We start from the raw sequence: 26,773 nt of genomic DNA, 5'->3' as shown, positions 1-26,773 counted from the left end.
ACGCGCCGGTGTCAGGTGCGGCGCCCCCTGCGGGACAGCAGGACCGCCGCGCCGCCCGCCGCGAGGAGGGCGAGGGCGCCGCCCGCGACGTACGGGGTCGTCGAGTCGCCACCCGTCTCGGCCAGGTCCGCCTGGGCCGGTGCCGCCTGTTCGGCCCGTGCGCCCTGGGGCTTGACGTCGGCGTCGCTGTCGCTGTCGGCCGGGGGTGCGCCCGCGTCGGCCCGCTCCTCCTCCTGCCGCTGCTCCGGCTCCTGCTGCTCGCCGGGAGCGGCGGGTGCGGGGGCCGCGTCGGCGCCCGGGGCCTCGCACGTGGCCTCGGCGAGGGTGACGGTGCCGTTGACCTCGGCGACGTTCAGCTTCAGCGGGTTGACGGAGACCTTGAGCCGCAGTGCGGTGGCGGCGGCCGTACGGGAGGTGGTCTCCGTCTTCGAGAGGTCCAGGCGGACCTCGCCGACGCCCGGCACCTTGACCTCGGTGGGGCCGGAGGCGGTCAGCTTGACGCGTTTGCCGAGCACCGTCACCGTGCCGGGCAGGGTGGCCGAGGCGAGCGGGGTGCGGCCGGTCTCGCAGACGGCCTTGGAGGTGACCGTCTCGAGCTCGATGAGCGACAGCAGGGGGAGCCCGGGCAGATGGACCCGGGCCTTGGTGAGGGTGGTGGAGGACTCGGCCCTGCTCCCCTCGACCGTCGCCTTCGCGTCGGCCACCTCCGCGCGCAGCACGCTGAAGGGCTTGCCCTTGTCGACGCCCTCCAGGTCCGCGGTGAGGGCGGTCCTGCGCGCGCTCTGCGGCGCGTGGACCTCGTTGAGGGAGACGGTGAGCGGGACGTTCACGGTCTTGTCGAGCAGGGCGACGTCGAGCCCGGTGCGCAGGACGGCCGCGCTCGCGCTGCCGTGTTCCCCGGTGGCCTGCGCCATGCCCGCTCCGGCCAGCGCCGCGGGACCTGCGGCAAGGACGGTGGCCGTGGCGACGACGGCCCAACGGCGTGCGGGCATGCGGAAGTTGGTGCTGTTCAAGGTGGTGGGACCCCCATGAGACGTGGGTGGGACCCGGAAAGAATGACCGCGTCCGGAGGGGGACGTCAGCAATCCGACGACACTTCACTCCTTCGTGGCGAGTCCGCCGATCTATTCGATTTCCGAGGGCCTCGGGGGTACGGCCGTTCCCCTCCGTCGCCCGAGTGCCACACGGTGGGCGGGTTTCGACCACCGAACCGTGTCCTCCGCGCCGTGTCCTCCGCGCCGTGTCCTCCGCGCCGTGTCGTCCCTACGCGACCACGCGCCCGTTCAGTACCACCCGGCGCGGCTCCGCCAGCACCCGTACGTCGGCGCGCGGGTCGGAGGCGTAGACGACGAGGTCGGCCGGGGCGCCCTCGTCCAGGCCTGGGCGTCCGAGCCATGAGCGGGCCGCCCAGGTGCCGGCCGCGAGGGCGTCGACGGGCGGGATGCCGGCGGTGACGAGTTCGGCGACCTCGGCCGCCGCGAGTCCGTGCGGGAGGGTGCCTCCGGCGTCCGTACCGACGAAGACGGGGATGCCGGCGTCGTAGGCGGAGCGCACGGTGTCGTAGCGGCGCTCGTGGAGCCGGCGCATATGGGCCGACCAGCGCGGGAACCTGGACTCGCCGCCGTCGGCGAGGTCCGGGAAGGTGGCGATGTTGACGAGGGTCGGGACGATCGCCACACCCCGTTCGGCGAACAGCGGGATGGTGTCGTCGGTCAGGCCCGTCGCGTGCTCGACGCAGTCGATGCCGGCCTCGACCAGGTCCCGCAGGGAGTCCTCGGCGAAGCAGTGCGCGGTGACGCGGGCGCCCAGCCGGTGCGCCTCGGCGATCGCCGCCTCGACGGCGCCGCGCGGCCAGCAGGCCGACAGGTCGCCGAGGTCACGGTCGATCCAGTCGCCGACGAGCTTCACCCAGCCGTCGCCGCGCCGGGCCTCCTGGGCCACGTACGCGACGAGGTCGTCCGGTTCGATCTCCCAGGCGTAGCCGCGGATGTAGCGACGGGTGCGGGCGATGTGCCGGCCGGCCCGGACGATCTTCGGGAGATCGTCGCGGGCGTCGGTCCAGCGGGTGTCGGACGGCGAGCCGGCGTCCCGCAGCAGCAGGGCGCCGGCGTCGCGGTCGGTGAGCGCCTGCTTCTCGGCGACGTCGTCGGGGACCGCTCCGTGCCGGTCGAGGCCCACATGGCAGTGGGCGTCGACCAGTCCTGGCAGCACCCAGCCCTCGGCGGTCGTCACGTCGCGGGCGCCGGCGGGGCGGTCGTAGGAGATCCGGCCGTCGACGACCCACAGCTCGTCGCGGACCTCGTCGGGCCCCACGAGGATCCGCCCCTTCACATGCAGCACCGCGCGTTCGCTCATGCACGGCACTTTATTGAACCCTCCCCCGGCTGAAGCAGGGGGATTCCTGGCTCAGGAAGTCCCGCAGGTCAGCGACCTGCGAGGTCCTGCTCCCTCCACGCCAGCCGGGACGGAACCCGCCCGGTTCGTCGGGCAACGCCCGGGTATGCCGTCCTGGCTGTCGATCGGCACGGTGTGCACGCCTGGTTCCCGCAACGCGCGGCAGGGCCTTCACCCGCCCGAAGGAGACCAGGTGAGCCGCTAGGGGGTGTTTCGGAAGTCCCGCACAGCGCCCACGGCACCCGGCACGCACTCTCGCCGCACCGGCCGAAAGCCCAAGTACGTCCAGTACGAGGGCTTTCGTCCGGCACGCCGAGAGCACGCACCGAGCACCGCGGACACCGCACAGGACTTTCGAAACACCCCCTAGCCGGACTTGCCCACCTGGTCCGAGGTCTCCTCCTCCACGTCCGCCATGGCGGGGTCGAGGAGCCGGGAGAGGAAGTGCCGGGTGCGTTCGTGCCGCGGGGCGCCGATGACCTGCTCGGGGCTGCCGTCCTCGACGATCACCCCGCCGTCCATGAAGACGACCCGGTCGGCGACCTCGCGGGCGAAGGTCATCTCGTGGGTGACGACCATCATCGTCATGCCCTCGCCGGCCAGCATCCGCATCACCGCCAGCACGTCGCCGACCAGCTCGGGGTCGAGCGCCGAGGTCGGCTCGTCGAACAGCATCACCTCGGGGCCCATGGCCAGCGCGCGGGCGATGGCGACGCGCTGCTGCTGGCCGCCGGAGAGGGAGGACGGGTAGGCGCCCGCCTTCTCCGCGAGGCCGACCCGCTCCAGGTTCGCGGCGGCGGTCCGGGCTGCCTCCGCCTTGCCCCGCTTCAGTACCCGGCGCTGCGGCAGGGTGAGGTTCTCGGTGACGGTGAGGTGCGGGAACAGGTTGAACTGCTGGAAGACCATGCCGATCCGGCGGCGGGCCGCGTCGATGTCGACGTCCGGGTCGGTGAGTTCCGTACCGCCGACGTACACCTGGCCCTTGGTCGGCTCCTCGAGCAGGTTCACGCACCGGAGCAGAGTCGACTTGCCCGAGCCGGACGGCCCGATCACGCAGACGACCTCGCCCTGGCGAATCTCCAGGTCGATGCCGCGCAGCACCTCGTTGCTGCCGAACGACTTGTGCAGCCCGCTGACCCGGATCTCCGGATTCCCGGGCGGGGTCTCCGGCTGTTCGCCAGGCTGCCTGCCCGGCTGCTTGTCCGGCTGCTTGTCCGATCGGCTCATTTGACGGCCTCCTGGGCCTTGGCCTCCATACGGCGTACGACGAAGCCGAGCGGAATGGTGATCAGCAGGTAGCACAGGCCGGCCACCAGGATCGGGGTGGAGTTGGCGGTCTGGCTGGCCAGGTCGCGGCCGTACTTGGACAGTTCGCGCTCCTCCAGGGTGACGCCGAGGAACAGCACCAGCGAGGAGTCCTTGAAGAGCAGGACGAGTTCGTTGGTGAGCGGCGGCAGGATGACTCGGAAGGCCTGCGGGATGATGATCGAGACCATGGCCCGAGCGGGCGAGAAGCCCAGCGACCGGGCCGCCTCCATCTGCCCCTTGGGCACCGCCTGGATGCCCGCGCGGATCGTCTCGGCCATGTAGGCGGCGGCCACCAGGCCGAGCGCGAGGGCGACCTTCCCGTAGGTGCCGCCGATGATCTCCGTGCCGGGGAAGGCGAGCGGCACGGCCACGCCGATGAAGATGAAGATCAGCAGGGCGGGCAGGCCACGGAAGATCTCGATGTAGATGCCCGCCAGCCAGCGGTACGGGCCGACCGACGACAGCCGCATCAGCGCGATGACCATGCCGAGTGCGAGCCCGACGGCGAAGCCGGTCACCGTGTAGAGCACGGTGTTCTTCAGCGCCAGGGTGATGATGTCCGGGAACATCCGCTCGGCGATGTCGAGCTGGGCGAACTGGTTCTTCAGCCTGCCCCAGTCCGCCGAGGCCGCGAAGGCGGCCACGGCGGCGACGAAGACGACGTACTGGGCGCCGCGCGACAGACGGCGCTTCCGGCTCCGGGTCAGGCCCTTCTTCCTCAGCTCCGGTGGCACCTTCGTGTCGGCCATCGGATCAGGCGGCGGACGGTGAGGCGGCGGACGCGTCGTACGGGCCGATCCACTGCTCGTACAGCTTCTTGTACGTGCCGTCGGCCTTGGCGTCCGAGAGCGCCTTGTTGATGGCCTTCTGCAGCGCGGTGTTGCCCTTCTTCACCGTGAAGCCGTACTGCTCGCCGGTGTCGAGGTTGTCGACGACCTCGAAGGCGTCGGCGGTGGCCTTGTCCTTCAGCCAGCCCTGCACCACCGGGAAGTCGATGACGACGGCCTTGACCTGGCCGGTGCGCAGGCCGTTGAGGACGGCGTCGGAGGACTCGAAGGAGACCGGGTCGAAGCCCTGCTTCGTGACGTGGTCCTCGCCGGTGGTCTGTGCCTGGGCGCCGAGCTTGAGGCCCTTCGACTTCATGTCGGCCAGCGAGGTCACGCCGGCCTTCTTGTCGACGAGGACGGCCTGGGTGGCGTTGAAGTACGGGTCCGAGAAGTCGACGTTCTTCTTCCGCTCCTCGGTGATGGTCATACCGGCCGCGGCCAGGTCGCACTCGCCGGAGTTGAGGAAGGCCCCGGTCTTGAAGTTCTCGAACGGCGTGTCGAGGATCGCCTGCTTCACACCGAGGTCGTCGGCGACCAGGTCGATCAGGGCCACGTCGAAGCCCTGCACCTTGCCGTCGATCTCCGACTGGAACGGCGGGTACGGGAGGTGGGTGCACGTGGTGAGCCGCCCCGCCTTGGCGAGTTCGACGCCGCCGGCCGCGGTCTTGGAGGCGCCCCCCTCCCCGTCGTCGCTGGAGGTGCAGGCGGACAGGAGCACCAGCCCGGCCGTCGCGGTGGTGGCGGCCAGAACGCGGGTCCTGCGGCCGAGGAGCGTCTTCACTGAGGCCTCCTGATAGGGAACAAACGAAGTTCCGATTATAAGGAAAAGTTTGGGTTCCTCAAACCAAACCGATGGCTGCGACGCCGTCCGACCTAAGAACCGCGCGTCGGACGGGGGTTGCCGGGTGCGGACCGGGGTTGCCGGGGGGACCGGAGCGGGGTTACCGAGGGGCCGGACCGAGGCTGCCGGGGCCGGATACGCTCGACTCCGTCGAAACCGCGCCCCGTGCCTCGCGCCCCGTGGCGCCGTAGAGCCGTGAACTGGAGAGCAACGCTGTGAGCACCGCCGTGAGCACCCATCCCTTCCTCGGTCTGGCCCCGCTGAGCGCCGCGCGCTTCGCCTCGATCGAGGACCGTGTGGCGCGGCTGCTGCGCACCACGCAGGACGTCGTGATCATGCAGGGCGAGGCGCTGCTTCCACTGGAGGGCGCGATCCGCGCGACCGCCGGCCCCGGCACGACCGCGCTGAACGTCGTCACGGGCCCGTACGGGCAGACCTTCGGCGACTGGCTGCGGGACTGCGGCGCCACCGTGATCGACTTGGCGGTGCCGTTCCACACGGCGGTCACGGCCGGGCAGATCCACGAGGCCTTCGCCGCGCACCCGGAGATCGACTTCGTCTCCCTGGTGCACGCGGAGGCGGCCACCGGCAACACCAACCCGGTCGCGGAGATCGGCGAGGCCGTGCGGGCGCACGGGGCGCTGTTCTATCTCGACGCGGTGGCGTCGATCGGGGCGGAGCCGGTGCTGCCGGACGCGTGGGGCGTGGACCTGTGCGTGATCGGGGCGCAGAAGGCGATGGGCGGCCCGGCCGGCGTGTCGGCGGTGTCGGTGAGCGAGCGGGCGTGGGCCCGGATGGCGGCGAACCCGCGGGCACCGCGAAGCTCGTACCTGTCCCTGCTGGACTGGAAGCAGCGCTGGATCGACGGGGGCCGCACGGCGCTGCCGCACGCGCCGGCGCAGCTGGAGATGCTGGCGCTGGAGGCGTGCGTGGAGCGCATCGAGGCGGTGGGCCTGGAGGCGGTGACGGCCCGGCACGCGGCGGCCGCGGCGGCGACCCGGGCGGGTGCGCTCGCGCTGGGCGGCGGCCTGGAGCCGTACGTCCACGACGCGGCGGACGCGGCCCCGGTCGCCACGACCCTGCGGGTTCCGTCGGGCACGGTGGCCGCCGAGCTGGTGGCCCGTGCCCTGGCCGTGGACCCGGCGCTGCCGCTGGCGGCGGGGGGCGGGGCACTGGCGAAGGAGATGATCCGCGTCAACCACTACGGTCCCGACGCGACCCGGGGCGTGGTCCGGGCGGGCCTGACGGCCCTGGGCACGGCGCTGGCGGAACAGGGCCTGCCGGTGGATGTGCAGGGGGCCCTGCGAGCGGCCGACAACGGCTGGCGTTGACTTCCGCTCCCTGCCCTGAAGAGCGGGGATCCCCACCACGGTCGGCCGACCGTCTCGGTGGGTTCCCGTTCCTTCGCGCCGTGCCGGGACGAGTCCCGGTCCCGCCCGCGCTCCACAGGCCGATACCGCCGGTCCGGCAGCCCGGGCGACGTCGACCGCCGCGTTGATGTCCCGATCGAGGACGACCCCGCACGCCCCGCACTCCCCCACGCGGATGTGCGGAGGTTCGGGGCCTCCTTGACGCCGCCCCGAGCGGATGTGCCGTGGGTGCCGCGCGGGGTCGACGGGGCGCTCGAAATCCGGCGCAGGGAGGCCGAGCGCGAGCGGAACCGCGCGCGGAGCGGAAGCCACGGAGCGGAAGCCGGACGACGTCGGGCAGATCGCGGGCGGGCCGCTCTCGGGCCGAGGCCGGACTGCGCCGGGCACTCGTGCACCTGGCCGGGGCGTGCGCGACCGTAACAGTCAGCGCCGGGACCATTTCGGAGCGCATTGACGCGACACCGCAGCGCGACAATCGCGCGACCGGCCGGAACGCGAGGACCCCGGCACAAATTCATTGGATTATCGGAAGCCTTTCACGGGTATTCCTGCCCGCCATTTTCACGCTTATTTCAATATTACCTTCCAGGGTAGCTTCCCGTGTTCTTCTGCCCCCTTCCCCCGACCTTAAACGCATCGATTTTCCGCAGACCGAAAGCAGGGCATCCAGGACATCATCGCGGGTGTTATGGACTTGTGACCAGCTCCACAGGCTGCCTGATTCGCGCCTTAAATCCTGCTGAAACCGGGGCATTCCACCAAGCTTCCGCTTGCGGCTTCACGCTCGCGCGATAACATAGACGAGCCACTCAGGTAACCCCGGCAGCCGATGCAATTTCGAATTTACCTGGGTAAGTTCCATTCACATGACTGCCGCACAAGCAGACCCGCAAATCGACCGCCCCGCCCTGGCGGACGGAGCCGCGCTGTGGCGGATAGCAAGGGATTCGAAAACCCTCGACCTGAACTCGTCGTACAGCTATCTCCTGTGGTGCCGGGACTTCGCCGCCACATCCGCCGTCGCACGTGACGCCGGCGGGGAGCCGATCGGCTTCGTCACCGGCTACGTACGGCCGGACAGCCCGCACACCCTGCTTGTCTGGCAGGTCGCGGTGGACGAGACGCACCGCGGCCGGGGCCTGGCCGCCGCTCTGCTCGACGGTCTGGCCGCACGGACCACAGCGGAACACGGAGTGACCACCGTGGAGACCACCATCACACCGGGGAACACCGCGTCCGAACGCCTGTTCACCGCGTTCGCCGAACGCCACGGGGCCCGGCTGGAGCGCGAGGTGCTGTTCGAGGCGGAGCAGTTCCCCGACGGACCGCACGACCCCGAGGTGCTGTACCGCATCGGTCCCCTCTCCCCCTGACCACCGGCCCCACGCACACGGACCCGTGCGTCACTCCGCCGGTCCCGGACTCCCTCTGACTTCCCACGCCACCGAGGAGCGATTCGTCGTGACCATCACCCAGCCCGATCTGAGCGTCTTCGAGACCCTCGAGTCCGAGGTGCGCAGTTACTGCCGTGGCTGGCCCACCGTGTTCGACCGCGCGCACGGCAGCCGCATGTACGACGAGGACGGCCATGAGTACCTCGACTTCTTCGCCGGAGCCGGCTCACTCAACTACGGCCACAACAACCCCGTACTGAAACGGGCGCTGATCGACTATGTGGAGCGGGACGGCGTCACGCACGGGCTCGACATGTCGACCACCGCCAAACGCGCGTTCCTGGAGTCCTTCCAGAACTGGATCCTGCGCCCGCGCGACCTGCCGTACAAGGTCATGTTCCCGGGCCCGACCGGCACCAACGCCGTGGAGTCGGCGCTGAAGCTGGCCCGGAAGGTGAAGGGCCGCGAGGCGATCGTCTCGTTCACCAACGCCTTCCACGGCATGTCGCTGGGCTCGCTCGCCGTGACCGGCAACGCCTTCAAACGCGCCGGGGCGGGCATCCCGCTGGTGCACGGCACGCCGATGCCGTTCGACAACTACTTCGACGGCAAGATCCCGGACTTCCTGTGGTTCGAGCGACTCCTGGAGGACCAGGGCTCCGGCCTCAACAAGCCCGCCGCCGTGATCGTCGAGACGGTGCAGGGCGAGGGCGGCATCAACGTCGCCCGGCCCGAGTGGCTGCGCGCCCTGGCCGAGCTGTGCGAACGCCAGGACATGCTGCTGATCGTCGACGACATCCAGATGGGCTGCGGCCGCACCGGCGCCTTCTTCTCCTTCGAGGAGGCCGGCATCACACCCGACATCGTCACCGTGTCCAAGTCGATCAGCGGCTACGGACTGCCGATGTCGCTGTGCCTGTTCAAGCCCGAACTGGACGTCTGGGAGCCGGGCGAGCACAACGGCACCTTCCGCGGCAACAACCCGGCCTTCGTCACGGCGACCGCCGCCCTGGAGGCGTACTGGGCCGACGGGTCGGCGATGGAGAAGCAGACCCGCGCGCGCGGCGAGCAGGTCGAGCAGGCGATGGCCGCCATCGCCGAGGAGAACCGCGCAGCCGTGAAGGAGTACCGCGGTCGCGGGCTCGTATGGGGCATGGAGTTCCACGACAAGGCGCGGGCCGGGCGCATCGCCGCGCGCGCCTTCGAACTCGGGCTGCTGATCGAGACGTCCGGCCCGGAGGGCGAGGTCGTCAAACTTCTTCCGGCCTTGACCATCACCCCGGAGGAGCTGGACGAGGGGCTGAGCACGCTGGCCCGCGCCGTCCGCGAGACCGCCTGAACCGTCCGGACCACCGGAACACTCCGGTCCCGTCCGGGCCACCCGAACAGGGTGGACCCCCTGAACCGTCTGCTGAACCGTCCTGGTCCCAGGCCTCGGCCCGTGACCCGGACGGCCCGCGGGCACCACCAGCACCACCACCGAGGAGGCATCGCAACACCGTGATTGTCCGTTCCTTCAAGGAGATCGAAGGTACCGACCGGCACGTGAAGTCCGCGTCCGGTACTTGGGAGAGCAAGCGCATCGTCCTCGCCAAGGAGAACGTCGGCTTCTCCGTGCACGAGACCATCCTGTATGCCGGTACGGAGACATCGATGTGGTACGCGAACCACATCGAGGCCGTCGTCTGCGTGGAAGGAGAGGCAGAACTCACCGACCACGACTCCGGGCTGACGCACACGATCACGCCCGGGACGATGTACCTCCTCGACGGGCACGAGAAGCACACGCTGCGGGTGAAGAAGGACTTCCGCTGCATCTGCGTCTTCAACCCGCCCGTGACCGGACGGGAGGACCACGACGAGAACGGCGTATACCCGCTGCTCACCGAGGAGGTGTGAGGTTCCATGACCACAGCTACCGCCGGCCCCCAGACTCACGTCCCCGACCTCTATCCCACCCGGGGCAACGCCGAGGTGCTCACCCCTCGGCAGGACCCGGTCGTCTGGGGTGCCCCCGACGCACCCGGCCCGATCGCTCCGGCCGACCTGGGGTCGTTCGAGCGTGACGGTTTCCTCGCCGTCGATCAGCTGATCACCGACGACGAGGTCGCCGTCTACCGGGACGAACTGAACCGGCTGGTCTCCGACCCGGCGGTCCGGGCCGACGACCGGTCGATCGTCGAGCCGCAGTCCAAGGAGATCCGGTCGGTCTTCGAGGTCCACCGGATCAGCGAGGTGTTCGCGCGGCTGGTGCGCGACGAGCGTGTCGTCGGCCGGGCCCGGCAGATCCTCGGTTCCGACGTGTACGTCCACCAGTCGCGGATCAACGTCAAGCCGGGCTTCGGGGCCAGTGGCTTCTACTGGCACTCGGACTTCGAGACCTGGCACGCCGAGGACGGTCTGCCGCGGATGCGGGCGGTGTCGGTGTCGATCGCGCTCACCGAGAACTTCGACACCAACGGCGGGCTCATGATCATGCCGGGGTCGCACAAGACGTTCCTCGGCTGTGCGGGGGCCACACCGAAGGACAACTACAAGAAGTCGCTGCAGATGCAGGACGCGGGTACGCCCTCCGACGAGGGGCTGACCTCGCTGGCGTCCGAGTACGGCATCAAGCTGTTCACCGGCAAGGCCGGCTCGGCGACCTGGTTCGACTGCAACTGCATGCACGGCTCCGGGGACAACATCACGCCGTTCCCGCGCAGCAACGTGTTCATCGTGTTCAACAGCGTCGAGAACACGGCCGTGGAGCCGTTCGCGGCGCCGATCCGGCGGCCCGACTACATCGGGGCGCGGGACTTCACTCCGGTGAGGTGACCACGTCGGCGTGAACGTGTCGGCGTGAGCATGACTGCGGGCCGGGCCTCCTCCTGTGGGACGGGGGCACCGGCCCGCGGCCGTGTCCGCGGCCGGGTGGGACCCGGTGGACGCGGGTGACTCAGCCGGGCAGCGCGTCCAGCAGCCGGTCCACGTCGGTCGGGGTGTTGTAGAGGTGGAACGACGCCCGCAGATGGCCGGCCCGGTCGGACAGGGCGAAGCCCGCCCTGCTCAACTCCGGTTGGAGACGGCCCAGTCCCGGCACGGACACGATGGCCGAGCCGGGCGAGGGCACGGGCTCGTGGTCCAGCGCGACGAGCCCGGCGCGGAAGCGGTCGGCGAGGGCGACGTCATGGGCGTGGACGGCGTCCACCCCGATCTCCTCGACGAGTTCGAGGGAGGTCCGCAGCCCCGCGTAGGTGAAGAGGGCGGGGCTCACGTCGAACCGGCGTGCGGAGTGGGCGAGTTCGGCGACGGGCCCGTAACAGCTGTCCCAGGGCTTCTCCGCCGCGGCCCACCCTGCCTGTACGGGGACCAGGTCGCCGAAGTCCTCCGGTACGGTCAGGAAGGCTCCGCCGTGCGGGCCCAGCAGCCATTTGTAGACGATGGCGACGGAGTAGTCGAAGGCGCCGGCGTCGACCGGCAGCCAGCCGATCGCCTGGGAGAGATCGACGTAGGTGCGGGCGCCGTGCTCCCGGGCCGCCTCGCGCAGCGCGGGCAGATCGGCGATCCGGCCGTCGGCGGACTGCACGGCGCTGACGGCGACGAGGGCGGTGTCCGGGCCGACGGACTCGGCGAGCCGCTCCAGCGGCACGGCCCGCACCTTGAGGTCGCCGCGGATGTGGAACGGGTTGAGCACCGAGGCGAAGTCGTTCTCCACGGTGAGCACCTCGGCGCCCGGTGGCAGGGAGGCCGCGATCAGCCCGGTGTACAGGGCGACGGTGGCCCCGACCGCCACGCGCTCGACGGGGACGCCGGCCAGCCGGGCGTACGCGGCCCGGCTCGCCTCGACGTCGTCGTACAGCGGATCCAGCGGACCGCCCTCGGCCCTCAGCCGCACGGCGTCCTCGAGAGCGGTGACGGTACGGGTGGGCAGGAGAGCGTTGGCGGCGGTGTTCAGGAAGGTGTTCTTCGGGGTGAACTCGGCACGGACGAGATGCTCGAAGGTCTCCATGGGACCACTCTGCGGCCCCGGCTTCTCCCCGTCCATTGGCTTGTTCTGCGCGATATCGCCAAGGATCCCTTATGGATACACCCTGACCTGCGGAAAGAGCGGGCGAAGGGTTCGGCTCGGCGGCTTCGGCCCGGCCTGTTCAGGTCTGCGGCACCGCGCAGCCGTCGGGGCCGCAGGCCTCCGCGTCACCGTCGACGGTCTTCAGGGCCGGGCGCTCGCCCCAGGCCTGGGTCAGTGCCTGGGTGAACACCTCGGCGGGCTGGGCGCCGGAGACGCCGTACGTGCGGTCGAGGACGAAGAAGGGCACGCCCCGCGCGCCGAGTTCCGCGGCCTCCCGCTGGTCCTCGCGCACCTCGGCGGCGTACGCCTCCGGGTCGGCGAGGACCGCGCGGGCGGCGTCGGTGTCGAGGCCGGCGGCGGTGGCGAGGTCGAGAAGGCGCTCGTCGTCGCCGAAGACGGACCGCTCCTCGGCGAAGTTCGCCTTGTAGAGCAGGTCGAGCAGCTCCACCTGGCGGCCCTCCTCGCGGGCGAAGTGCAGCAGGCGGTGCATGTCGAAGGTACCGCCGTGGTCCCGGCCCCGGGTGCGGTACGGCAGCCCTTCGGCGGCGGCCTGGGCGCCCAGGTTGTCCTCGCCGGCCTCGGCCTGCGCCTGGCTCATGCCGTACTTCTTGGTGAGCATCGAGAGCACGGGCTGGATGTCGCCCTTGGCCCGGCCCGGGTCCAGCTCGAAGGAGCGGTGCACCACCTCGACGGCGTCCCGGTGCGGGAACTCGCTGAGTGCCTTCTCGAAGCGGGCCTTGCCCACGTAGCACCAGGGGCAGGCGATGTCCGACCAGATCTCGACACGCATCGTTGAGGCACTCTCCCACTCGTACGGGCGCGGAGACTCCCTCCGCCGGCTGCGTGAACCTTCAACCGGTGCGGTTCATTCCCCGGGCACCGCGAAGCGCAGGTACAGGGGGTGGTTGTCGGGGGCGGGCGGATGTGCCGGGTCGGGGGCCCGGCCCCGGCGGGCGTAGAAGGTCCGGGGCCGCCGGTTGTCGACGTGCACGTCGAGTACGGCGGTGCGCAGGCCGTCCGCCCGCCGTTCCTCGACGCAGGCGGTGTGCAGGGCCGTGCCGATCCCGGTGCGCCAGCGGCCGGGGGCGACGCGGAACCGGAACAGCTTGACCGTGTCGGCGGGAGCGTCCCGCGGGGTGCGGAAGGAGGCGGGGCCGGCCTGGCGCCCGTCCCGCACCGCGCCCAGCACCCGCCCGTCGGGGCGCGCGATCGCCTCCCGCCGGACGGCCGGCCGGTCGGTGCCGTCGTCGGGGAGGCCGCCCGGGTAGTACGTGGAGCGGGCCCGAGGTGCAGCGCGGCAACCTCGGCGGCCTCGGCCGCGAGGGCGGCCCTGATCACCGGGGAATCCGCGGTCCGGTGCGTTGTGGTCATGCGACTGCGTTGTGGTCATGCGACTCGGGAGGTGCGCGGCCGGGACGGCGGCCCCTGGCGGGTGGCGGTTCCCCGCCAGGACCACGGGGCTCCGCCGCACCGGCCCCCCTTAGGGGGTGTTTCGAAAGTCCCGCACAGCGCCCACGGCACCCGGCACGCGCCCCCAAGCTCTCGGCTTCGCTCGAGCAGGGAGGTACCCCCTTCGCCGCACCGGCCGAAAGCCCAAGTACGTCCAGTACGAGGGCTTTCGTCCGGCACGCCGAGAGCACGCACCGAGCACCGCGAGCACCGCACAGGACTTTCGAAACACCCCCTAGCTGCCGTCGCGCAGGTCCTGTGGCCAGGCCGGCCGGAACTCGATGTGGTCGTAGGTGACCACGCAGCCCTCGCCCATCGGGGACTGGGTCATGAAACCGACCAGGGCGGCTCCGGACTCCTTCTCCGCGTCGAGGGTGAAGAGGCGGACGAAGGTCCAGCGCTTGCCGTCGCGGGAGGCGTGGAAGGCGAAGGCGCGGCCGGTGCGGCTGACCCTCAGCCACGCGGAACTGCCCTCCACCGTGAAGGAGTTGGCGTCGTCGGAGTGGCCCCGGGTGACGACCGTGCAGACGGTGGGCACGTCCGGGGAGTACTCCAGGCACAGCTTGGCCCAGTTCCGCTCGCCGGTGTGGACGTAGAGCACCCCGGCGTCGAAGGCTGCGGAGAAGCCGACCGTGACCCGGGCGATCAGCTGGAAGTCGCCCTCGGGGGCGCCCAGCAACCGGGGTGCGTCGGCGGCGGGGTCCAGGGCCTCCCCGGTGGGCGGTACGAAGCGGTCCTGGCGCGGTCCGGCCCAGCCGGTGAGGACGCCGTCCTCGTGGGACCAGTGCCCGTCGGGACCGTAGGTACGTAGGGGAAAGGGCAGTTGGGGAAGTTCCACGTCCATGGGAGGAGTCTCGCAGGTCCCCCGCTCGCGCGGGGCCCGTCCGGCGGATCGTGCCGGACGGGCCCCGTGCCCCTGCTCTGCCGTGCGCGGTCAGCGCTCCAGGTGGCCGTTGAACCGGCGCGGCAGCCCGAGCGGGTTGTCGTCCCGCAGCTCCGGCGGCAGGAGGGCTTGTGGGCTGTTCTGGTAGGCGACGGGGCGCAGCCAGCGCTCGACGGCGGTGCCGCCGACCGAGGTGGAGGTGGAGGTCGTCGCCGGGTAGGGGCCGCCGTGGTGCTGGGCCGGGGCGACCGCGACACCGGTCGGCCAGGCGTTGACGAGCACCCGGCCGGCGAGCGGGGTCAGCTCGCCGAAGATCTCCGCGCCCCGGCCCTGCCCCGCGCCCTCCTCCTCGGAGAGGTGGACGGTGGCGGTGAGGTTGCCGGGGAGGCGGGAGAGGACGGAGCGGGCCTCCGCGTCGTCCTCGTAGCGGACCACGACGGTGACCGGGCCGAAGCACTCCTCCAGGAGAAGGTCGTGCTCGCCTTCCGCGGCGAGCCTGCTCGCCGGGACGGTGAGGAAGCCGGCGCTGACGGTGTGCTCGCCGCCCGCGCCCGGCGTCACCGGGGACTCCACGTCGGGCAGCTGAGCCCGCTCGGCGACCCCGGCGACGAAGTTGTCGCGCATGCGGTGGTCGAGCAGGACACCGGCGTCGGTGTCGCTGACGGCGTCGGTCAGGGACTTGACCAGACGGTCGCCTGCCGCACCCGCCGGGGCGAGGACGAGACCCGGCTTCACGCAGAACTGGCCGACGCCGAGCGTCATCGAACCGGCGAGCCCGGCGCCGATCGCCTCGGCGCGCTCGGCGGCGGCGGCCTCCGTGACGAGGACCGGGTTCAGGGAGCCCAGCTCGCCGTGGAAGGGGATCGGGACCGGGCGGGCGGCCGCCGCGTCGAAGAGGGCCCGGCCGCCGCGTACCGAGCCGGTGAAGCCGGCCGCCGCGACCAGCGGGTGCCGGACCAGCTCGACGCCGGCCTCGAAGCCGTGCACCAGGCCGAGCACGCCCTCGGGGATGCCGTGCGGGACGGCCGCCCGGCGCAGCACCTTGGCGACCAGCTCGGACAGGCCGGGGTGGTCGGGGTGGGCCTTGACGACCACGGGGCAGCCGGCCGCGAGGGCGCTCGCGGTGTCGCCGCCGGGGACGGAGAAGGCGAAGGGGAAGTTGGAAGCCGAGTAGACGGCGACGACGCCCAGCGGGACCTTGTAGCGGCGCAGGTCCGGGATGGGCGGGGTCGCGGTGTCGTCGGGGTGGTTGATGACGACGTCGAGGAAGGCCCCCTCGTCGACGAGGTCGGCGAAGGCGCGCAACTGGTAGCAGGTGCGGGCGAGTTCGCCGGTGAGGCGGACCGGTCCGAGCGCGGTCTCGGCATCGGCGACCTCGACGAGCGTGCTCTTGGCGGCCTCGAGTTCGTCGGCGGCCGAGCGCAGGAAGGCCGAGCGGAGGGTGCGGTCGGCCAGCGCGCCCCGCGCCTCGTGGGCGGCCCGGACGGTGGCGTCGACCTCCTCGGCCGTGGCCTCCACCGCAACCTGTTCCCGCTGCTTCCCGGTTCGGGGGTCGACACTCCAGACTGGTGCTGCTGCCACCGCGAGTCCCTCCGCTTGACTGCCGCTTGCAATGCCGCAGTATGTACGTCACCCACCAGGAGTGTTCGATATACTGAACGCTGTCTCTGGTGATGAATATGCTGTTGGAGACTATAACTTCAGCTCTCGTCGAACGAAGGGTCAAGGGCATGTCGGCTGGCGAGACGGGCGGCGGCGCGCAGGTCAAATCCGCGGTGCGGACCGTTGAACTGCTCGAGTACTTCGCCGGGCGCCCCGGCATGCATTCTCTGGCGGCGGTCCAGGAGGCCGTCGGCTACCCCAAGTCGAGTCTCTACATGCTGCTGCGCACCCTCGTCGACCTCGGCTGGGTGGAGACGGACTCGACGGGCACGCGGTACGGCATCGGCGTGCGGGCGCTGCTCGTGGGCACGTCGTACATCGACGGGGACGAGGTCGTGGCGGCGGCCCGGCCCACGCTGGACCGGCTGTCGGACGACACCACGGAGACGATCCACCTCGCCCGGCTCGACGGCACCAACGTGGTGTACCTGGCCACCCGGCAGTCGCAGCACTATCTGCGCCCGTTCACCCGGGTCGGCCGCCGGCTGCCCGCGCACTCGACGTCGCTCGGCAAGGCGCTGCTGAGCACGTACACGGACGAGCAGGTGCGCAAGATGCTCCCTCAGGCGCTGCCCGCCCTCACCGAGCACACGATCACCGACCGGGAGAAGCTCATCGAGGAGCTGCACCAGGTGCGGGAGCAGGGCTTCGCGGTGGACCGCGAGGAGAACACACTGGGGCTGCGCTGCTTCGGGGTGGCGATCCCGTACCGCACCCCCGCGCGGGACGCGATCAGCTGCTCGGTGCCGGTCGCCCGGCTCACCCCCGCGCACGAGCAGATGGTCAAGGACGCCCTGTTCGACGCGCGCGACCGGCTGACGCTGGCCACCCGGAGGCTCTGACCGTGACCGGCCAGGAGATCGCGCTGCGCGCGGTGCACGACAGCGATCTGCCGGTCTTCTACCGGCAGTCGAACGACCCGGAGGCGCTGCGCATGGCGGCCTTCACCGCCGAGGACCCGGCCGACCGGGGGGCGTTCGAGGCCCACTGGGCGCGTGTCCGCACCGCGCCGGACATCGTCGTGCGCACGGTGCTGTGCGACGGCGACGTGGTGGGCCACGCGGCGGTGTACGGGGCGCCGGGCGAGCGCGAGGTGACCTACTGGGTCGACCGCGCGTACTGGGGCAGGGGCATCGCCGGCGCCGCCCTGCGCGCCCTGCTGGCCGAGGTGACCGAGCGCCCGCTGCACGCGCGCGTGGCCGCGGACAACACGAGGTCGCTGCGGGTCCTGGAGAAGTGCGGCTTCCGGGTCGTCGCGCGGGAGACCGGGTACGCGCCCGCGCGCGGCGCCGAGATCGACGAACTCGTCCTCAGGTCGGCCGGCTGACCCCTGTCCCTCCCCCGCCCGGCGGAGACGGATCATCACCGCGCGGGACGTGGCCGCGCGGGGTGCCGCGGGAGTCTGAGGACATGCCACGGACACACATCTCCTCAGCCACCGCCCCCGTCACCGTTCCCGCCGCCTCCCCGGCCGCCGTCAGCCGTCCCCGTCGGCTGCTGCGCGCGCTCGCCGTCGTCTCCTGTGTGCCGTACATCGGGCTCAAGACCGCCTGGGTCGCGGGGAGTCGGGCCGGCATCCCGGACGGCAGCGTGCTGCTGGACCACCGCGTGCAGACGGCCGTGGTCAACGGCCTGTCCCTGCTGATGGACAGCGCGGTGATCGTGCTGGCCCTGGTCCTGACCCGGCCCTGGGGTCTGCGGACCCCGGCCTGGCTGCTGGCGTTCCCCGTGTGGGCCGCCACCGGGCTGCTCGCCCCGATCATGGCCGCGTTCCCGTTGCAGCTCCTGGCCCGGCTGGCGGGTGGCGGCAGCGGCACGGCGGGGAGCGGCGATCCCTTCCTGGAGGAGTGGGTGTTCGGCGTCGTCTACACCGGGTTCATCCTGCAGGGGCTCGCCCTCGGAGCCCTGTTCGTCCTCTACGCCCGTGACCGCTGGGGGCACCTGTGGCGCGGCCGGGTGCGGGAACTGCCCGCCGGGAACGTCGGAGCCGCGCAGCGGGCCCTTGCCGGGGCGGCCGCCCTGCTCGCCCTGTTCCCGCTGGCCGCCCGTCTGTGGTGGGTGGGCGGCGGCACGGCCGGGCTCAGCGAGGGCCGGGCGGCGGAGCGCGGCAGCGACTTCTACGTCCTGGAGGCCGTCTACATCGGGTTCCTCGCCGCTGCCGTCGCCGGCGGTCTGATGCTCGCCTTCCGGTGGGGCCGGGTGCTGCCCGTGGCGGTGCCGCTGGGTCTGACCTGGGTGGGCTCCGCCGCCGTGGCCTGCTGGGGCGGCTGGATGTCGGTGGCCTCCATCGGGGCCGGGGACGACATCGCCGACCAGCCGACCGCACTGATGCATCTCACCTACTCTGGCCAGATGATCGTCGGCATCCTGGTGGCAGCCATCGGCGCCCACCACTTCGCGGAACGGTCGGCCGGGGCCACGCGGCGGGCGGCGTGAGCGGCGTGAGCGGCGTCCCGGGCCTGCTCTTCGGCCGGCGGGCGCGCCTGCGCTGGATCCACCTGATCCTGGGCGGCGCGCTCGCGATGCCGTACGTCCTCGTCGGCTCGGTCGTCATCAGTCCTCTGACCAGCACCACCGACGTCTTCTCGTCTCCCACCCTCCAGCTCGCCTCGTTCGCCGTCGGCCTGCCGCTCGCCGCCGTCACCTCCCTGTTTCCGCTGACCCGGCCGCTGGAGACCGCCGCCGTGCGCTGGCTGTGCGGGGTGGACGCCGCCCGGCTCGCCGACGGGCCCGCCCGCACCCGCGCCGCGAAGGGCCGTACGGCGGTCTGGTACACGGTGCATCTGGGGCTGGGCGGGATCATCGCCGGGATGTCGCTGACGGTGCCGCCGTTCGCCGTCGCGCTGATCGTGCTGCCGCTCTTCGCGGGGCTGCGCGACTACCCGCTCGGTCTGCCGGAAGTCCTGGACTCCACCTGGGCGTTGGCGCTCTCGCCGGTCGCCGGCGTGACATCGCTCCTGGCGCTGGCAGGCTGCGTGGCCGGCTGCGGCGTGCTGCTGGCCCGCTGGGCGCCGGCGCTGCTCGGCCCCACTCCCGAGGACCGGCTCGCCGCCGCCGAGGCGCGCGCCGCCGACCTCGCCGTCCGCAACCGGCTGGCCCGTGAGCTGCACGACTCGGTGGGACACGCGTTGAGCGCGGTCACGCTTCAGGCGAGCGCGGCGCGCCGGGTCCTGGACACCGACCCGGAGTTCGTCCGGGACGCCCTGGCCGCCATCGAGGACACCACGCGCCGCACCGTGGGCGAACTCGACGCCGTGCTGGGTGTGTTGCGCAACGACGAGGACCGGGGCGGCATGCCCTCGCCCACCCTCGCCACCGGCCTCGACGACCTGCTGCGCGGTATCCGGGCGAGCGGGCTGAAGGTGACGGCCACGATCGGGACACGGCTCCACGCGCTGCCGGCGATGGTCTCCCGGGAGGCGTACCGCATCGTGCAGGAAGGGCTGGGCAACGTCCTCAGACACGCCGGTGAGGGGGTCGCCGTGACGCTGTGCGTCGAGGTCCGCGACGGCCGTCTGACGATCACCGTCGAGAACCCGCACGGCACCTCCGTGGCGACCGTCCGCCCGGCCGCCGCCACCCGCCCCGGCGGCGGCCACGGTCTGCGCGGCATCCGGGACCGGACCCGCCTGCTGGGCGGCACCACCGAGGCCGGCCCGGAGAACGACACCTGGCGGCTGCACGTGGAACTCCCTTTGCAGGATGACGGCATGACCCGCGGGCCGTCCCACCCGGGACGCACCGCACTCGGCCCTCCCGGACCGCCGACCGAGCCCGAGGACACCCCATGACCGGCCCCGCCCCGATCCGTGTCGTTCTCGCCGACGACGAGCGCATGGTGCGCACCGCCCTGCGGGCCATCCTCTCCGCCGAACCGGATCTGGAGGTGGTGGGCGAGGCGGCCACCGGCGCGCAGGCCGTGTCGGTGGTGCGGGAGCACCGGCCCGACGTCGTCCTCATGGACGTACGGATGCCGGAGATCGACGGCATCCGCGCCACCGAGCAGATCCTCGCCGGCCTCGACGACCCGCCCCGGGTGGTCGTCGTCACCACCTTCGAGAACGACTCCTACGTGTACGACGCGCTGCGCGTCGGAGCCGCCGGGTTCCTGCTCAAGCGGGCGGAGGCCGAGGCGCTGGTGGGTGCGGTCCGACTGGTGGCGCGCAGCGACACCCTGCTGTTCCCGGAGGCGGTGCGCGCGCTCGCCGCCGAGCACACGCGTGCGTCCCGTACGCCGCCGCCCTGGGTGGCCAGGCTGACCGGACGGGAGAGCGAGGTGCTGCGGCACATGGCGGCCGGGCGGACCAACGCGGAGATCGCCGGGCTGCTGGAGGTCGGCCCCGCCACGGTGAAGACCCATGTGGCACAGGTCCTGGCGAAGACCGGCGCCCGGGACCGCACCCAGGCCGTCATCGCGGCCTACGAGTCGGGCTTCCTCCGCGGTTCCTGAACAGCGCACTGCCGAACGCCCGGTTGCCCGGCATCCGGTTCCCGGCGCCCCGTTCGTCAGGGCGCTGAACCTTTCCGGCCGAACAGCCGTCTGAACAGGTGACGGGCCGCCCCATCCCCCCGGGGCGGCCCGTCACCTTTCTGTCGGACGCTGCTGGTCAATTCGGCCCGGCGTTCCGGGCTCCGCGAGCCCGTACCACCGGAGCCGGGTGCTCCGGCCGCGACTGTGACACATTCCCGGAAAGTGTCACAGTCGGCGGACTCATGCCCCGGGTCCGCCGGATTCGCCAACAGCCTCCTTTCTGCCGGCGCCGGGCCCGGCCGTGCTGCCGGACCGGACACCCCGTCATCCGCCCTGCCCCACGCCCAGGATCTGCTCGATCGGGTCGATCACGAAGTACACCAGGAGCAGTGCCGAGGATCAGCGGGTTGAGGACGAGGATGTAGGCCATGGTGAAGAACGTGGCGAAACCACCGCGTATCTCCCGGCCGACGGTGGACCCGCGCGCCGATATCCTGAAGAACCGGTCGACGCTGTTCCCCGCGGGGGGCCGGGGGTCCGGTTTGTCGGCCACCTGTTGCGAGTCGGACGTGGCGAACTCTCCTCGATGCCTGAGTGATTGCCGGCGATCACGGGTGATCGTCGAGGCCTGACTGATCCGTGTGCGGATGCTGGCTGGATTGTGCCCGCGCCGAAGCACGTTCGGGTGTTCTCCTTGTTACGGAATCGCATGCCGACGGGCCACACGGCGCTCGACCCTCCGTACGATCCGCATGGGATCCGAACGAAGCCTGTACGCACCCGAGTTGACGCCCTTGGGCGTCCGGGGTCCGCCGCGAGGGGAGGTGGTTGCCCGTGGGCACCGTCGTGGACGGCAGTGCTGCCGCGGAGTTCCATGCCTTCTTCGAGCGTCACTACGCCGAACTGTCGCGGCTGGCCGTCCTGCTGACGGGCGAGGCGGACACCGCCGACGACCTGGCGGCGGACGCCCTGCTCGCGTTGTGGCACCGCTGGGACCGGGTGCGTGCCGCCGACCATCCGGCGGCGTACGCGCGGGGCGTGGTCGCCAATCTGGCCCGCACCCGTATACGCAGCGCGGTGCGCGAGCGGCGCCGGATCGCCTTGTTCTGGTCGCAGCGCGAGGAGCGGGTCGAGAACCCGGATGTCGCGGGGGTGGTGGATGTGCGGGAGGCGTTGCGCCGGCTGCCGTTCCGCAAGCGGGCGTGTGTGGTGCTGCGGCACGCCTTCGACCTGTCGGAGAAGGACACCGCGCTGGCCCTGGGTGTCTCGGTGGGTACCGTGAAGAGCCAGACCTCGAAGGGGATGGCCGAACTGCAGCGACTGCTGGGCACGTCGACGCCCGAGGTGCCACGACGGGTGCACGCGGCGCATGCCGCGTGGGGCGAGGCTGCCCTGGGAGCGGACCGGTGACGATGCGGCGGGACGATGCGCCCGAGGAGGTGCACGCCCGGCTGCGGGAGGCGGCCGGGGTGCACCGGCCCGACCGGGAGCGCATGCTGGCCCGGGTGGAGCGTGACATGGCCGGGCCGGACCGGCCGGTCCGCCGGGCGGCGCGTCCCCGGGAGCCGGGCTGGGTCCGGGTGGTGGGCGCGACGGCCGCGGTGGCCGGGGTGCTCGTGGCGGGTGGTTACACGGCGGCATCCGCGGTGAAGGACGCCCGGACTCCCCCGCAGCACCAGGTGGCGGTCTCCCCGACGACGGCCCCCGCACTGTCCTCGTCGCCGGCGCCGGACGTGCCCGACGCGTTGCGGCCGCCCGCCGGCTCCGGGGACGGCCCGCTGGGGGCGGACGGTGCGGTGAACCCGCACAGCAACGAGTTCTGGGCGCAGAGCGATGTCACCCTGCGCACCGGCGAACGGCTGACCGCGCTGACCGTGCGGCTGCGCGTCGCACAGACCGGCGGGGTCTCGTCGACGGGCGCCTGGCGGTCGCTGCCCGAGGAGGACTTCGGTCTCACGGTGAGCGAGCGGGGCGGGTTCCTCGTCTACACCTGGACGCTCAGGAAGGGCCGCACGGTCCCGCCGGGCGATTGGGTGTTCGCCGGCCAGTACGACCATGCGCGCGGCGGCCGCGACGCGCGGAAGGACACCTACACGGCGACGGCTGCCACCACGGGAGCCGAACAGCTCTCCGTGGACGGCGGATTCACCACGGGGGACGTCAACGACGTGGGGGGCAGCGGGGGTTCGGGTCCGTAACCGGAGCCGGCCTGCCCGGCTGCTGACCGGCCCGCCGGCCCGGCCCACCCAACCGGCGGGCAGCACCCCGAAACTTTCGGCTCCCACCGCCCCGTTGACCCTCCGGCTCCCGCTGGCGACACTCCGAGGGCATCCCACCCAACAGAATCCGTCAGCCCCCCCACAGGAAGTGTCATGCGTCGCCCTGCCGCCCGCACGCTTCTGGTCCCGTTCCTCGCCCTCCTCCTCGCCCTGCTCGCCGCGCCGCCGGGCACCGCGCACCCGGGAACCGCGCCCTTGAACCATGCCGGGTCCCCCGGGGCCGCCCCGAGCGCCCCGCGGTACGCCGGGTACCTCTTCGCCTACTTCACCGGCGAGGGCACCGCCGACGGCGAGCAGATCCGCTATGCCCTCAGCCGCGGCAACAACGCGCTGAGCTGGCGCGAACTGAACGGCGGGCAGCCGGTGCTGACCTCCACGACCGGCGAGAAGGGGCTGCGCGATCCGTTCGTGATCCGCTCCCCCGAGGGCAACCGGTTCTTCCTCATCGCCACCGACCTCAGGATGTACCGGAACAGCAGCGGCGGCTGGGACGAGGTCCAGCGGCACGGCAGCAAGTCGATCATGGTGTGGGAATCCACCGACCTGGTGAACTGGACCGACCAGCGCCTGGTGCAGGTCTCCCCCGACACCGCCGGCAACACCTGGGCACCCGAGGCCTACTGGGACGAGTCGCGGAAGGCGTACGTCGTCTTCTGGGCCTCGAAGCTGTACGCGGCCGACGACCCCGGGCACACCGGGTCGACGTACAACAGGATCCTCTACGCCACCACGCGGGACTTCCGCACCTTCAGTGGGCCGAAGGTGTGGAACGACCCCGGCTACTCGGTGATCGACTCCACGGTGATCGAGCACCGGGGCACCTACTACCGCTACACCAAGGACGAGCGCGACCCGTCCTCCGGCTCCCCGTGCTCGAAGTTCATCACCGGGGAGAGGTCGGCGGACCTGACCTCGACGTCGTACACCTTCGTCGCCGACTGCATCGGCGGCGGAGCGATGAGCCGGGGCGAGGGTCCGACGGTGTTCAAGTCCAACACCGAGGAGAAGTGGTACCTGTTCATCGACGAGTACGGCGGCCGGGGCTATCTCCCCTTCGAGACGACCGACCTCGCCTCGGGACGCTGGACCCCGTCCACCACCTACCGGCTGCCCGCCAGTCCCCGGCACGGCACGGTGATCCCGGTGACGCGGGCGGAGTACGACCGGCTGGCGGCCGCGTACCCGTAGTAGAGGCCTGGGCCGCCCGGCCGGCCGCCGTCACAGCACGGAGGCGAGCCAGGTGTGGACCTCGTCCTGCATCGCGTCGTCGAAGACGTGGCCGCGGTCCGGCCACGTCTTCAGCCGCAGCCGGCGTCCTGCGAGCTCCACACGGCACGCAGCTTGTCGTAGGCGGTCCGCACCCCGTCGGCGGGGAACAGCGGATCGAGCCCGCCGTGGAAGAACAGCATCGGCCGGGGTGCGGCGATGCTCGCCACGTCGGGGATGTCCAGGTGCCGGGTGAGGCCGGGGTGGAGCATGTGGAACGCCGACTGCCCGCGCAGCGTGTTGTTGCCGGGCACCATCATGTCCTTCAGGCCGGTCATCCAGCACACGCTCGCCGCGGCCGCTATGTGGTCGCTGAGCGCGGCCACCTGCCAGGCCCGGTAGCCGCCCATGGAGAAGCCCAGGGCGGCCACCCGGCGGGCGTCCACCCGGTCGAGGCCGGCCAGGAAGGCGGCGGCGCGCTGGTCCTCGCGGGCGTGGAGTCCGGCGAGCGAGGAGCCGAGATGGAAGAGGTTGCTCGCCAGTTCCTGCTGCCGCTCGTACGCCAACGGCCCCCGCTCGCCCCATCCGAGGGCGTCCAGGCAGAGCACGACGTAGCCGCGCCGGGCGAGTTCGTCGCCGACGAAGCGTCCGCCGAAGTACCGTGCGGCCCACTGCTCGGCGGAGGCGAGCCGGGTGTCGTCGTACCAGGGCCGGACACACTTCTCCTTGCCGATGTCGAAGCGGGAGCCGTGGTCGTGCAGGAGCAGCACGGCCGGGAAGGGCCCGGCGCCGCGGGGGGTGAGCAGCACGCCGCGGGTCCTGCCGTACCGGGTGAGCGAAAGGGTCACCGACTCGCGGGCGCAGCCGTCCTCCTGGGCGCCGGCCGGGCCCGCGGCGAACTCGGGTGCGTACGGTGTGCCGGCCTGGTCGTCGACGACCAGCAGGTCCTCGACCTTGCCCCGGGCCGCCCGCCGCCACGCGTCGAAGTCCCGGACGGGTGAGGTGCCCCAGGCGAGCGGGAACGTCAGGTCGTCCTTGAGCACTTGGTGGAGTCCGGGCGGACCGGGGGCGGGGGCGGAGGGAGAGGTCACTTTGCGGTCGGCCGGGGGTGCCAGTCGCCGAGGTAGGTCTCGGGAGTGTGGACGGCGGCCTGGGCCCGGGTGAGCTGGGGCCGGTTCCCGGGGACGGTGACCACGGCGCCGGGACCGCTGTTGCGGTACTCCGCGAAGCGCTGGTCCTGCCAGGGGTGGCCGCCGGCCATGTTGGTGTAGGGCGCGACGGCGTCGATGCCGGGGCCGAGGTGGGTGTCGCGGACGGTGAGCATCGGGCGGGCGGTGGTGTCGGAGCTGGGCACCCAGGGGCGGGCCAGCTTGTAGGAGCCGTCGGGTGCCTCGCTGCTGACGGTGCTCCCGGTGACGAGGTAGCCGCGCGGATTGGCGCCGGCCGTGGAGGGCGCGAAGACGAAACCGTACGGGGCGCCGGTCAGGTCCGGGCGGATCAGGGTGCGGAAGTGACAGTGCTCGAAGACGGCGGTCGCCCGGCCGAAGACGAAGTCGACGTCGCCCTCGGCGTAGCAGTGGGCGAAGTACTGGCGGGCGAACGTGTCCACGGACAACGAGTCGGCGTACAGGGTGTCCTGGTGGCCGAGGAACCGGCAGTGGCTGAAGGCGCTGCGATCGCCCTGCACCTTGAGGGCGACGGCCTGGGTGCCGCTGGTGCCGGGGAGGTCGGTGCGCAGCCAGTCGTTGGCGAAGGTGATCCAGCGGGCGGTGAAGCCGTCGGGGCGCACGGTGGTGGTGGCGGAGCCGGAGGTGCCGTGGTTGCCGGAGCCGTCCGGCTTCGGGGTGCCCGCCGCGTTGTCGTACACGATCACCGTGTCCCGGGCGTCGCGCGAGGCGCCGATCCAGGTCATGCCGGTGCGGTCGGCGTCGACAAGGACCGTCTCCCGGTAGGTGCCGGGGGCCAGGACGAGGACGCGTCCGGTGCCGGTCGTGGCGGTCACGGCCGCCTGGACGGAGGTGAAGTCGCCCGCGCCGCCGGGGTGGACGTACAGGGTCCCCGGGGTCAGACGACCGGCCGGCGAACCGTACCGGCCGAACGGGCGGCGCGGGCCGTGGGCCGCCTGGGCGGGGGCGGCGGCCAGGGCGAGGGCGGTCGCGGTGGCCGCCGAGGCGCCCGCAAGCAGGAGACCCCGTCGGGAGACGGGTGGGGACGTGCGCGAGGAGAACGGCAGCGGGCGGCCGTGGGGCGAGGGCATGCGGGTGCTCCTTCGGTACGGGACCGGGACGGGGGTGGGGCCGGGGAAGCGGGACAGGAAAGCGGGACGGGGAGGCGGGCCGGGGAAGAGGGACGGGGAGGCGGGACAGGGAAGCGGACCAAGGAAGCGGACCGGGGAAGCGGACCGGGGAGGCGAGCCAAGCCGTCGGCGCCCGGCCGGACGGGATCGGACGAGACGGGACCGCAGCGGACGGGAGAGCAGCACGAGACCGCAGTGGCCAGCGCGAGTCCGCAGTCGGACCGACCCGGCCCGAACCCCGGTGGACGGGTCCGGATCGGACGAGCCGGGCCCCGGCGAAGCGGGCGAGGCGGACCGGGGCGGGCGCGTGCCACAGTGGGGGTGGTACGCGCCCGCCCCGGC

The 26,773-nt window shown here is 72.1% G+C and carries 23 protein-coding genes and 3 pseudogenes; 13 read left to right on the top strand and 13 right to left on the bottom strand.

Features of this window, described 5'->3' with window-relative positions:
• Positions 1–11 precede the first annotated feature (11 nt).
• The 5 genes from ACFP2V_RS12775 to ACFP2V_RS12755 form a co-directional block, all read right to left on the bottom strand.
• A complete protein-coding gene (locus ACFP2V_RS12775) occupies positions 12–1,013 on the bottom strand; it encodes an SCO1860 family LAETG-anchored protein (protein WP_381210148.1) in 1,002 nt (333 codons plus the stop codon).
• Positions 1,014–1,263: 250 nt separating this feature from the next.
• Positions 1,264–2,355, bottom strand: a complete 1,092-nt coding sequence (locus tag ACFP2V_RS12770; protein ID WP_381210146.1) for an amidohydrolase family protein — start codon at positions 2,353–2,355, stop codon at positions 1,264–1,266.
• 405 nt (positions 2,356–2,760) lie between these two features.
• Complete coding sequence (locus ACFP2V_RS12765) at positions 2,761–3,621, bottom strand: amino acid ABC transporter ATP-binding protein (RefSeq protein ID WP_381210143.1); 861 nt, start codon at positions 3,619–3,621, stop codon at positions 2,761–2,763.
• Entirely contained in the window at positions 3,618–4,451 is an 834-nt protein-coding gene (locus tag ACFP2V_RS12760) for an amino acid ABC transporter permease (RefSeq protein WP_381210140.1), read from the bottom strand. Before ACFP2V_RS12760 ends, ACFP2V_RS12765 begins: the two co-directional genes overlap by 4 nt.
• Before the next feature lie 4 nt (positions 4,452–4,455).
• Positions 4,456–5,310, bottom strand: coding sequence for a transporter substrate-binding domain-containing protein (locus ACFP2V_RS12755; protein ID WP_381210137.1), 855 nt, complete (start codon positions 5,308–5,310; stop codon positions 4,456–4,458).
• Positions 5,311–5,585: 275 nt separating this feature from the next.
• Here ACFP2V_RS12755 and ACFP2V_RS12750 point away from each other — a divergent pair, with 275 nt between their 5' ends.
• The 5 genes from ACFP2V_RS12750 to thpD all read left to right on the top strand — a co-directional run bounded on the left by ACFP2V_RS12750 (position 5,586) and on the right by thpD (position 10,951).
• Positions 5,586–6,701, top strand: a complete 1,116-nt coding sequence (locus tag ACFP2V_RS12750; RefSeq protein WP_381210134.1) for a pyridoxal-phosphate-dependent aminotransferase family protein — start codon at positions 5,586–5,588, stop codon at positions 6,699–6,701.
• 905 nt (positions 6,702–7,606) lie between these two features.
• On the top strand, positions 7,607–8,113 hold the full coding sequence (gene ectA / locus ACFP2V_RS12745; protein WP_381210131.1) for a diaminobutyrate acetyltransferase: 507 nt from the start codon (positions 7,607–7,609) through the stop codon (positions 8,111–8,113).
• 88 nt (positions 8,114–8,201) lie between these two features.
• Complete coding sequence (ectB, locus tag ACFP2V_RS12740; RefSeq protein ID WP_381210129.1) at positions 8,202–9,473, top strand: diaminobutyrate--2-oxoglutarate transaminase; 1,272 nt, start codon at positions 8,202–8,204, stop codon at positions 9,471–9,473.
• Between the two features lie 161 nt (positions 9,474–9,634).
• The gene (locus ACFP2V_RS12735) at positions 9,635–10,033 is read left to right on the top strand and encodes an ectoine synthase (protein WP_381210126.1); all 399 of its coding nucleotides are present in this window, start codon (positions 9,635–9,637) and stop codon (positions 10,031–10,033) included.
• 6 nt (positions 10,034–10,039) lie between these two features.
• Positions 10,040–10,951 carry an ectoine hydroxylase gene (thpD, locus tag ACFP2V_RS12730; protein ID WP_381210123.1) on the top strand — a complete coding sequence of 304 codons (912 nt, stop codon included), beginning with the start codon at positions 10,040–10,042 and terminating at the stop codon, positions 10,949–10,951.
• Positions 10,952–11,072: 121 nt separating this feature from the next.
• On the opposite strand, the gene ACFP2V_RS12725 is transcribed toward thpD, so the two are convergent.
• From ACFP2V_RS12725 to ACFP2V_RS12705, 5 genes are all read right to left on the bottom strand, one after another.
• The gene (locus ACFP2V_RS12725; RefSeq protein WP_381210120.1) at positions 11,073–12,125 is read right to left on the bottom strand and encodes an aminotransferase class V-fold PLP-dependent enzyme; all 1,053 of its coding nucleotides are present in this window, start codon (positions 12,123–12,125) and stop codon (positions 11,073–11,075) included.
• Between the two features lie 139 nt (positions 12,126–12,264).
• Complete coding sequence (locus ACFP2V_RS12720) at positions 12,265–12,975, bottom strand: DsbA family oxidoreductase (protein WP_381210117.1); 711 nt, start codon at positions 12,973–12,975, stop codon at positions 12,265–12,267.
• 75 nt (positions 12,976–13,050) lie between these two features.
• The gene (locus ACFP2V_RS12715) at positions 13,051–13,575 is read right to left on the bottom strand and encodes a GNAT family N-acetyltransferase (protein WP_381210114.1); all 525 of its coding nucleotides are present in this window, start codon (positions 13,573–13,575) and stop codon (positions 13,051–13,053) included.
• Between the two features lie 294 nt (positions 13,576–13,869).
• Positions 13,870–14,478: a DUF1349 domain-containing protein gene (locus tag ACFP2V_RS12710; RefSeq protein ID WP_381210111.1), complete on the bottom strand. Its 609-nt coding sequence runs from the start codon at positions 14,476–14,478 to the stop codon at positions 13,870–13,872.
• 90 nt (positions 14,479–14,568) lie between these two features.
• On the bottom strand, positions 14,569–16,098 hold the full coding sequence (locus ACFP2V_RS12705; protein WP_381210108.1) for an aldehyde dehydrogenase (NADP(+)): 1,530 nt from the start codon (positions 16,096–16,098) through the stop codon (positions 14,569–14,571).
• A gap of 149 nt (positions 16,099–16,247) precedes the next feature.
• Here ACFP2V_RS12705 and ACFP2V_RS12700 point away from each other — a divergent pair, with 149 nt between their 5' ends.
• From ACFP2V_RS12700 to ACFP2V_RS12680, 5 genes are all read left to right on the top strand, one after another.
• Positions 16,248–17,021 carry an IclR family transcriptional regulator gene (locus ACFP2V_RS12700; RefSeq protein ID WP_381210382.1) on the top strand — a complete coding sequence of 258 codons (774 nt, stop codon included), beginning with the start codon at positions 16,248–16,250 and terminating at the stop codon, positions 17,019–17,021.
• 2 nt (positions 17,022–17,023) lie between these two features.
• The gene (locus ACFP2V_RS12695) at positions 17,024–17,506 is read left to right on the top strand and encodes a GNAT family N-acetyltransferase (RefSeq protein ID WP_381210105.1); all 483 of its coding nucleotides are present in this window, start codon (positions 17,024–17,026) and stop codon (positions 17,504–17,506) included.
• A gap of 83 nt (positions 17,507–17,589) precedes the next feature.
• Positions 17,590–18,615, top strand: a complete 1,026-nt coding sequence (locus tag ACFP2V_RS12690; RefSeq protein WP_381210102.1) for a hypothetical protein — start codon at positions 17,590–17,592, stop codon at positions 18,613–18,615.
• 5 nt (positions 18,616–18,620) lie between these two features.
• Positions 18,621–19,970 (top strand): histidine kinase, encoded by a 1,350-nt coding sequence (locus ACFP2V_RS12685; RefSeq protein ID WP_381210379.1) that lies wholly within the window; start codon positions 18,621–18,623, stop codon positions 19,968–19,970.
• On the top strand, positions 19,967–20,629 hold the full coding sequence (locus tag ACFP2V_RS12680; RefSeq protein WP_381210099.1) for a response regulator: 663 nt from the start codon (positions 19,967–19,969) through the stop codon (positions 20,627–20,629). Before ACFP2V_RS12685 ends, ACFP2V_RS12680 begins: the two co-directional genes overlap by 4 nt.
• A 406-nt stretch (positions 20,630–21,035) precedes the next feature.
• Here ACFP2V_RS12680 and ACFP2V_RS12675 read toward each other — a convergent pair.
• A pseudogene (locus ACFP2V_RS12675) lies at positions 21,036–21,203 on the bottom strand (NCS2 family permease); the annotation flags it as partial.
• Between the two features lie 281 nt (positions 21,204–21,484).
• Here ACFP2V_RS12675 and ACFP2V_RS12670 point away from each other — a divergent pair.
• The 3 genes and pseudogenes from ACFP2V_RS12670 to ACFP2V_RS12660 all read left to right on the top strand — a co-directional run.
• The gene (locus ACFP2V_RS12670; RefSeq protein WP_381210096.1) at positions 21,485–22,060 is read left to right on the top strand and encodes a SigE family RNA polymerase sigma factor; all 576 of its coding nucleotides are present in this window, start codon (positions 21,485–21,487) and stop codon (positions 22,058–22,060) included.
• Positions 22,057–22,848: a hypothetical protein gene (locus ACFP2V_RS12665; RefSeq protein ID WP_417801229.1), complete on the top strand. Its 792-nt coding sequence runs from the start codon at positions 22,057–22,059 to the stop codon at positions 22,846–22,848. The genes ACFP2V_RS12670 and ACFP2V_RS12665 overlap by 4 nt, the downstream gene beginning before the upstream one ends.
• A gap of 174 nt (positions 22,849–23,022) precedes the next feature.
• A pseudogene (locus tag ACFP2V_RS12660) lies at positions 23,023–24,114 on the top strand (glycoside hydrolase family 43 protein); the annotation flags it as partial.
• Between the two features lie 33 nt (positions 24,115–24,147).
• Here ACFP2V_RS12660 and ACFP2V_RS12655 read toward each other — a convergent pair.
• Together ACFP2V_RS12655 and ACFP2V_RS12650 are read right to left on the bottom strand one after the other, a co-directional pair.
• A pseudogene (locus ACFP2V_RS12655) lies at positions 24,148–25,226 on the bottom strand (dienelactone hydrolase family protein).
• Positions 25,223–26,392, bottom strand: coding sequence for a pectinesterase family protein (locus tag ACFP2V_RS12650; protein WP_381210093.1), 1,170 nt, complete (start codon positions 26,390–26,392; stop codon positions 25,223–25,225). Before ACFP2V_RS12650 ends, ACFP2V_RS12655 begins: the two are co-directional and overlap by 4 nt.
• Positions 26,393–26,773 lie beyond the last annotated feature (381 nt).

This window comes from Streptomyces incanus (genome assembly GCF_042656345.1).
GTDB classification, from domain to species: Bacteria; Actinomycetota; Actinomycetes; order Streptomycetales; family Streptomycetaceae; genus Streptomyces; species Streptomyces incanus.
This window is presented reverse-complemented; position numbering and strand designations above follow the sequence as displayed.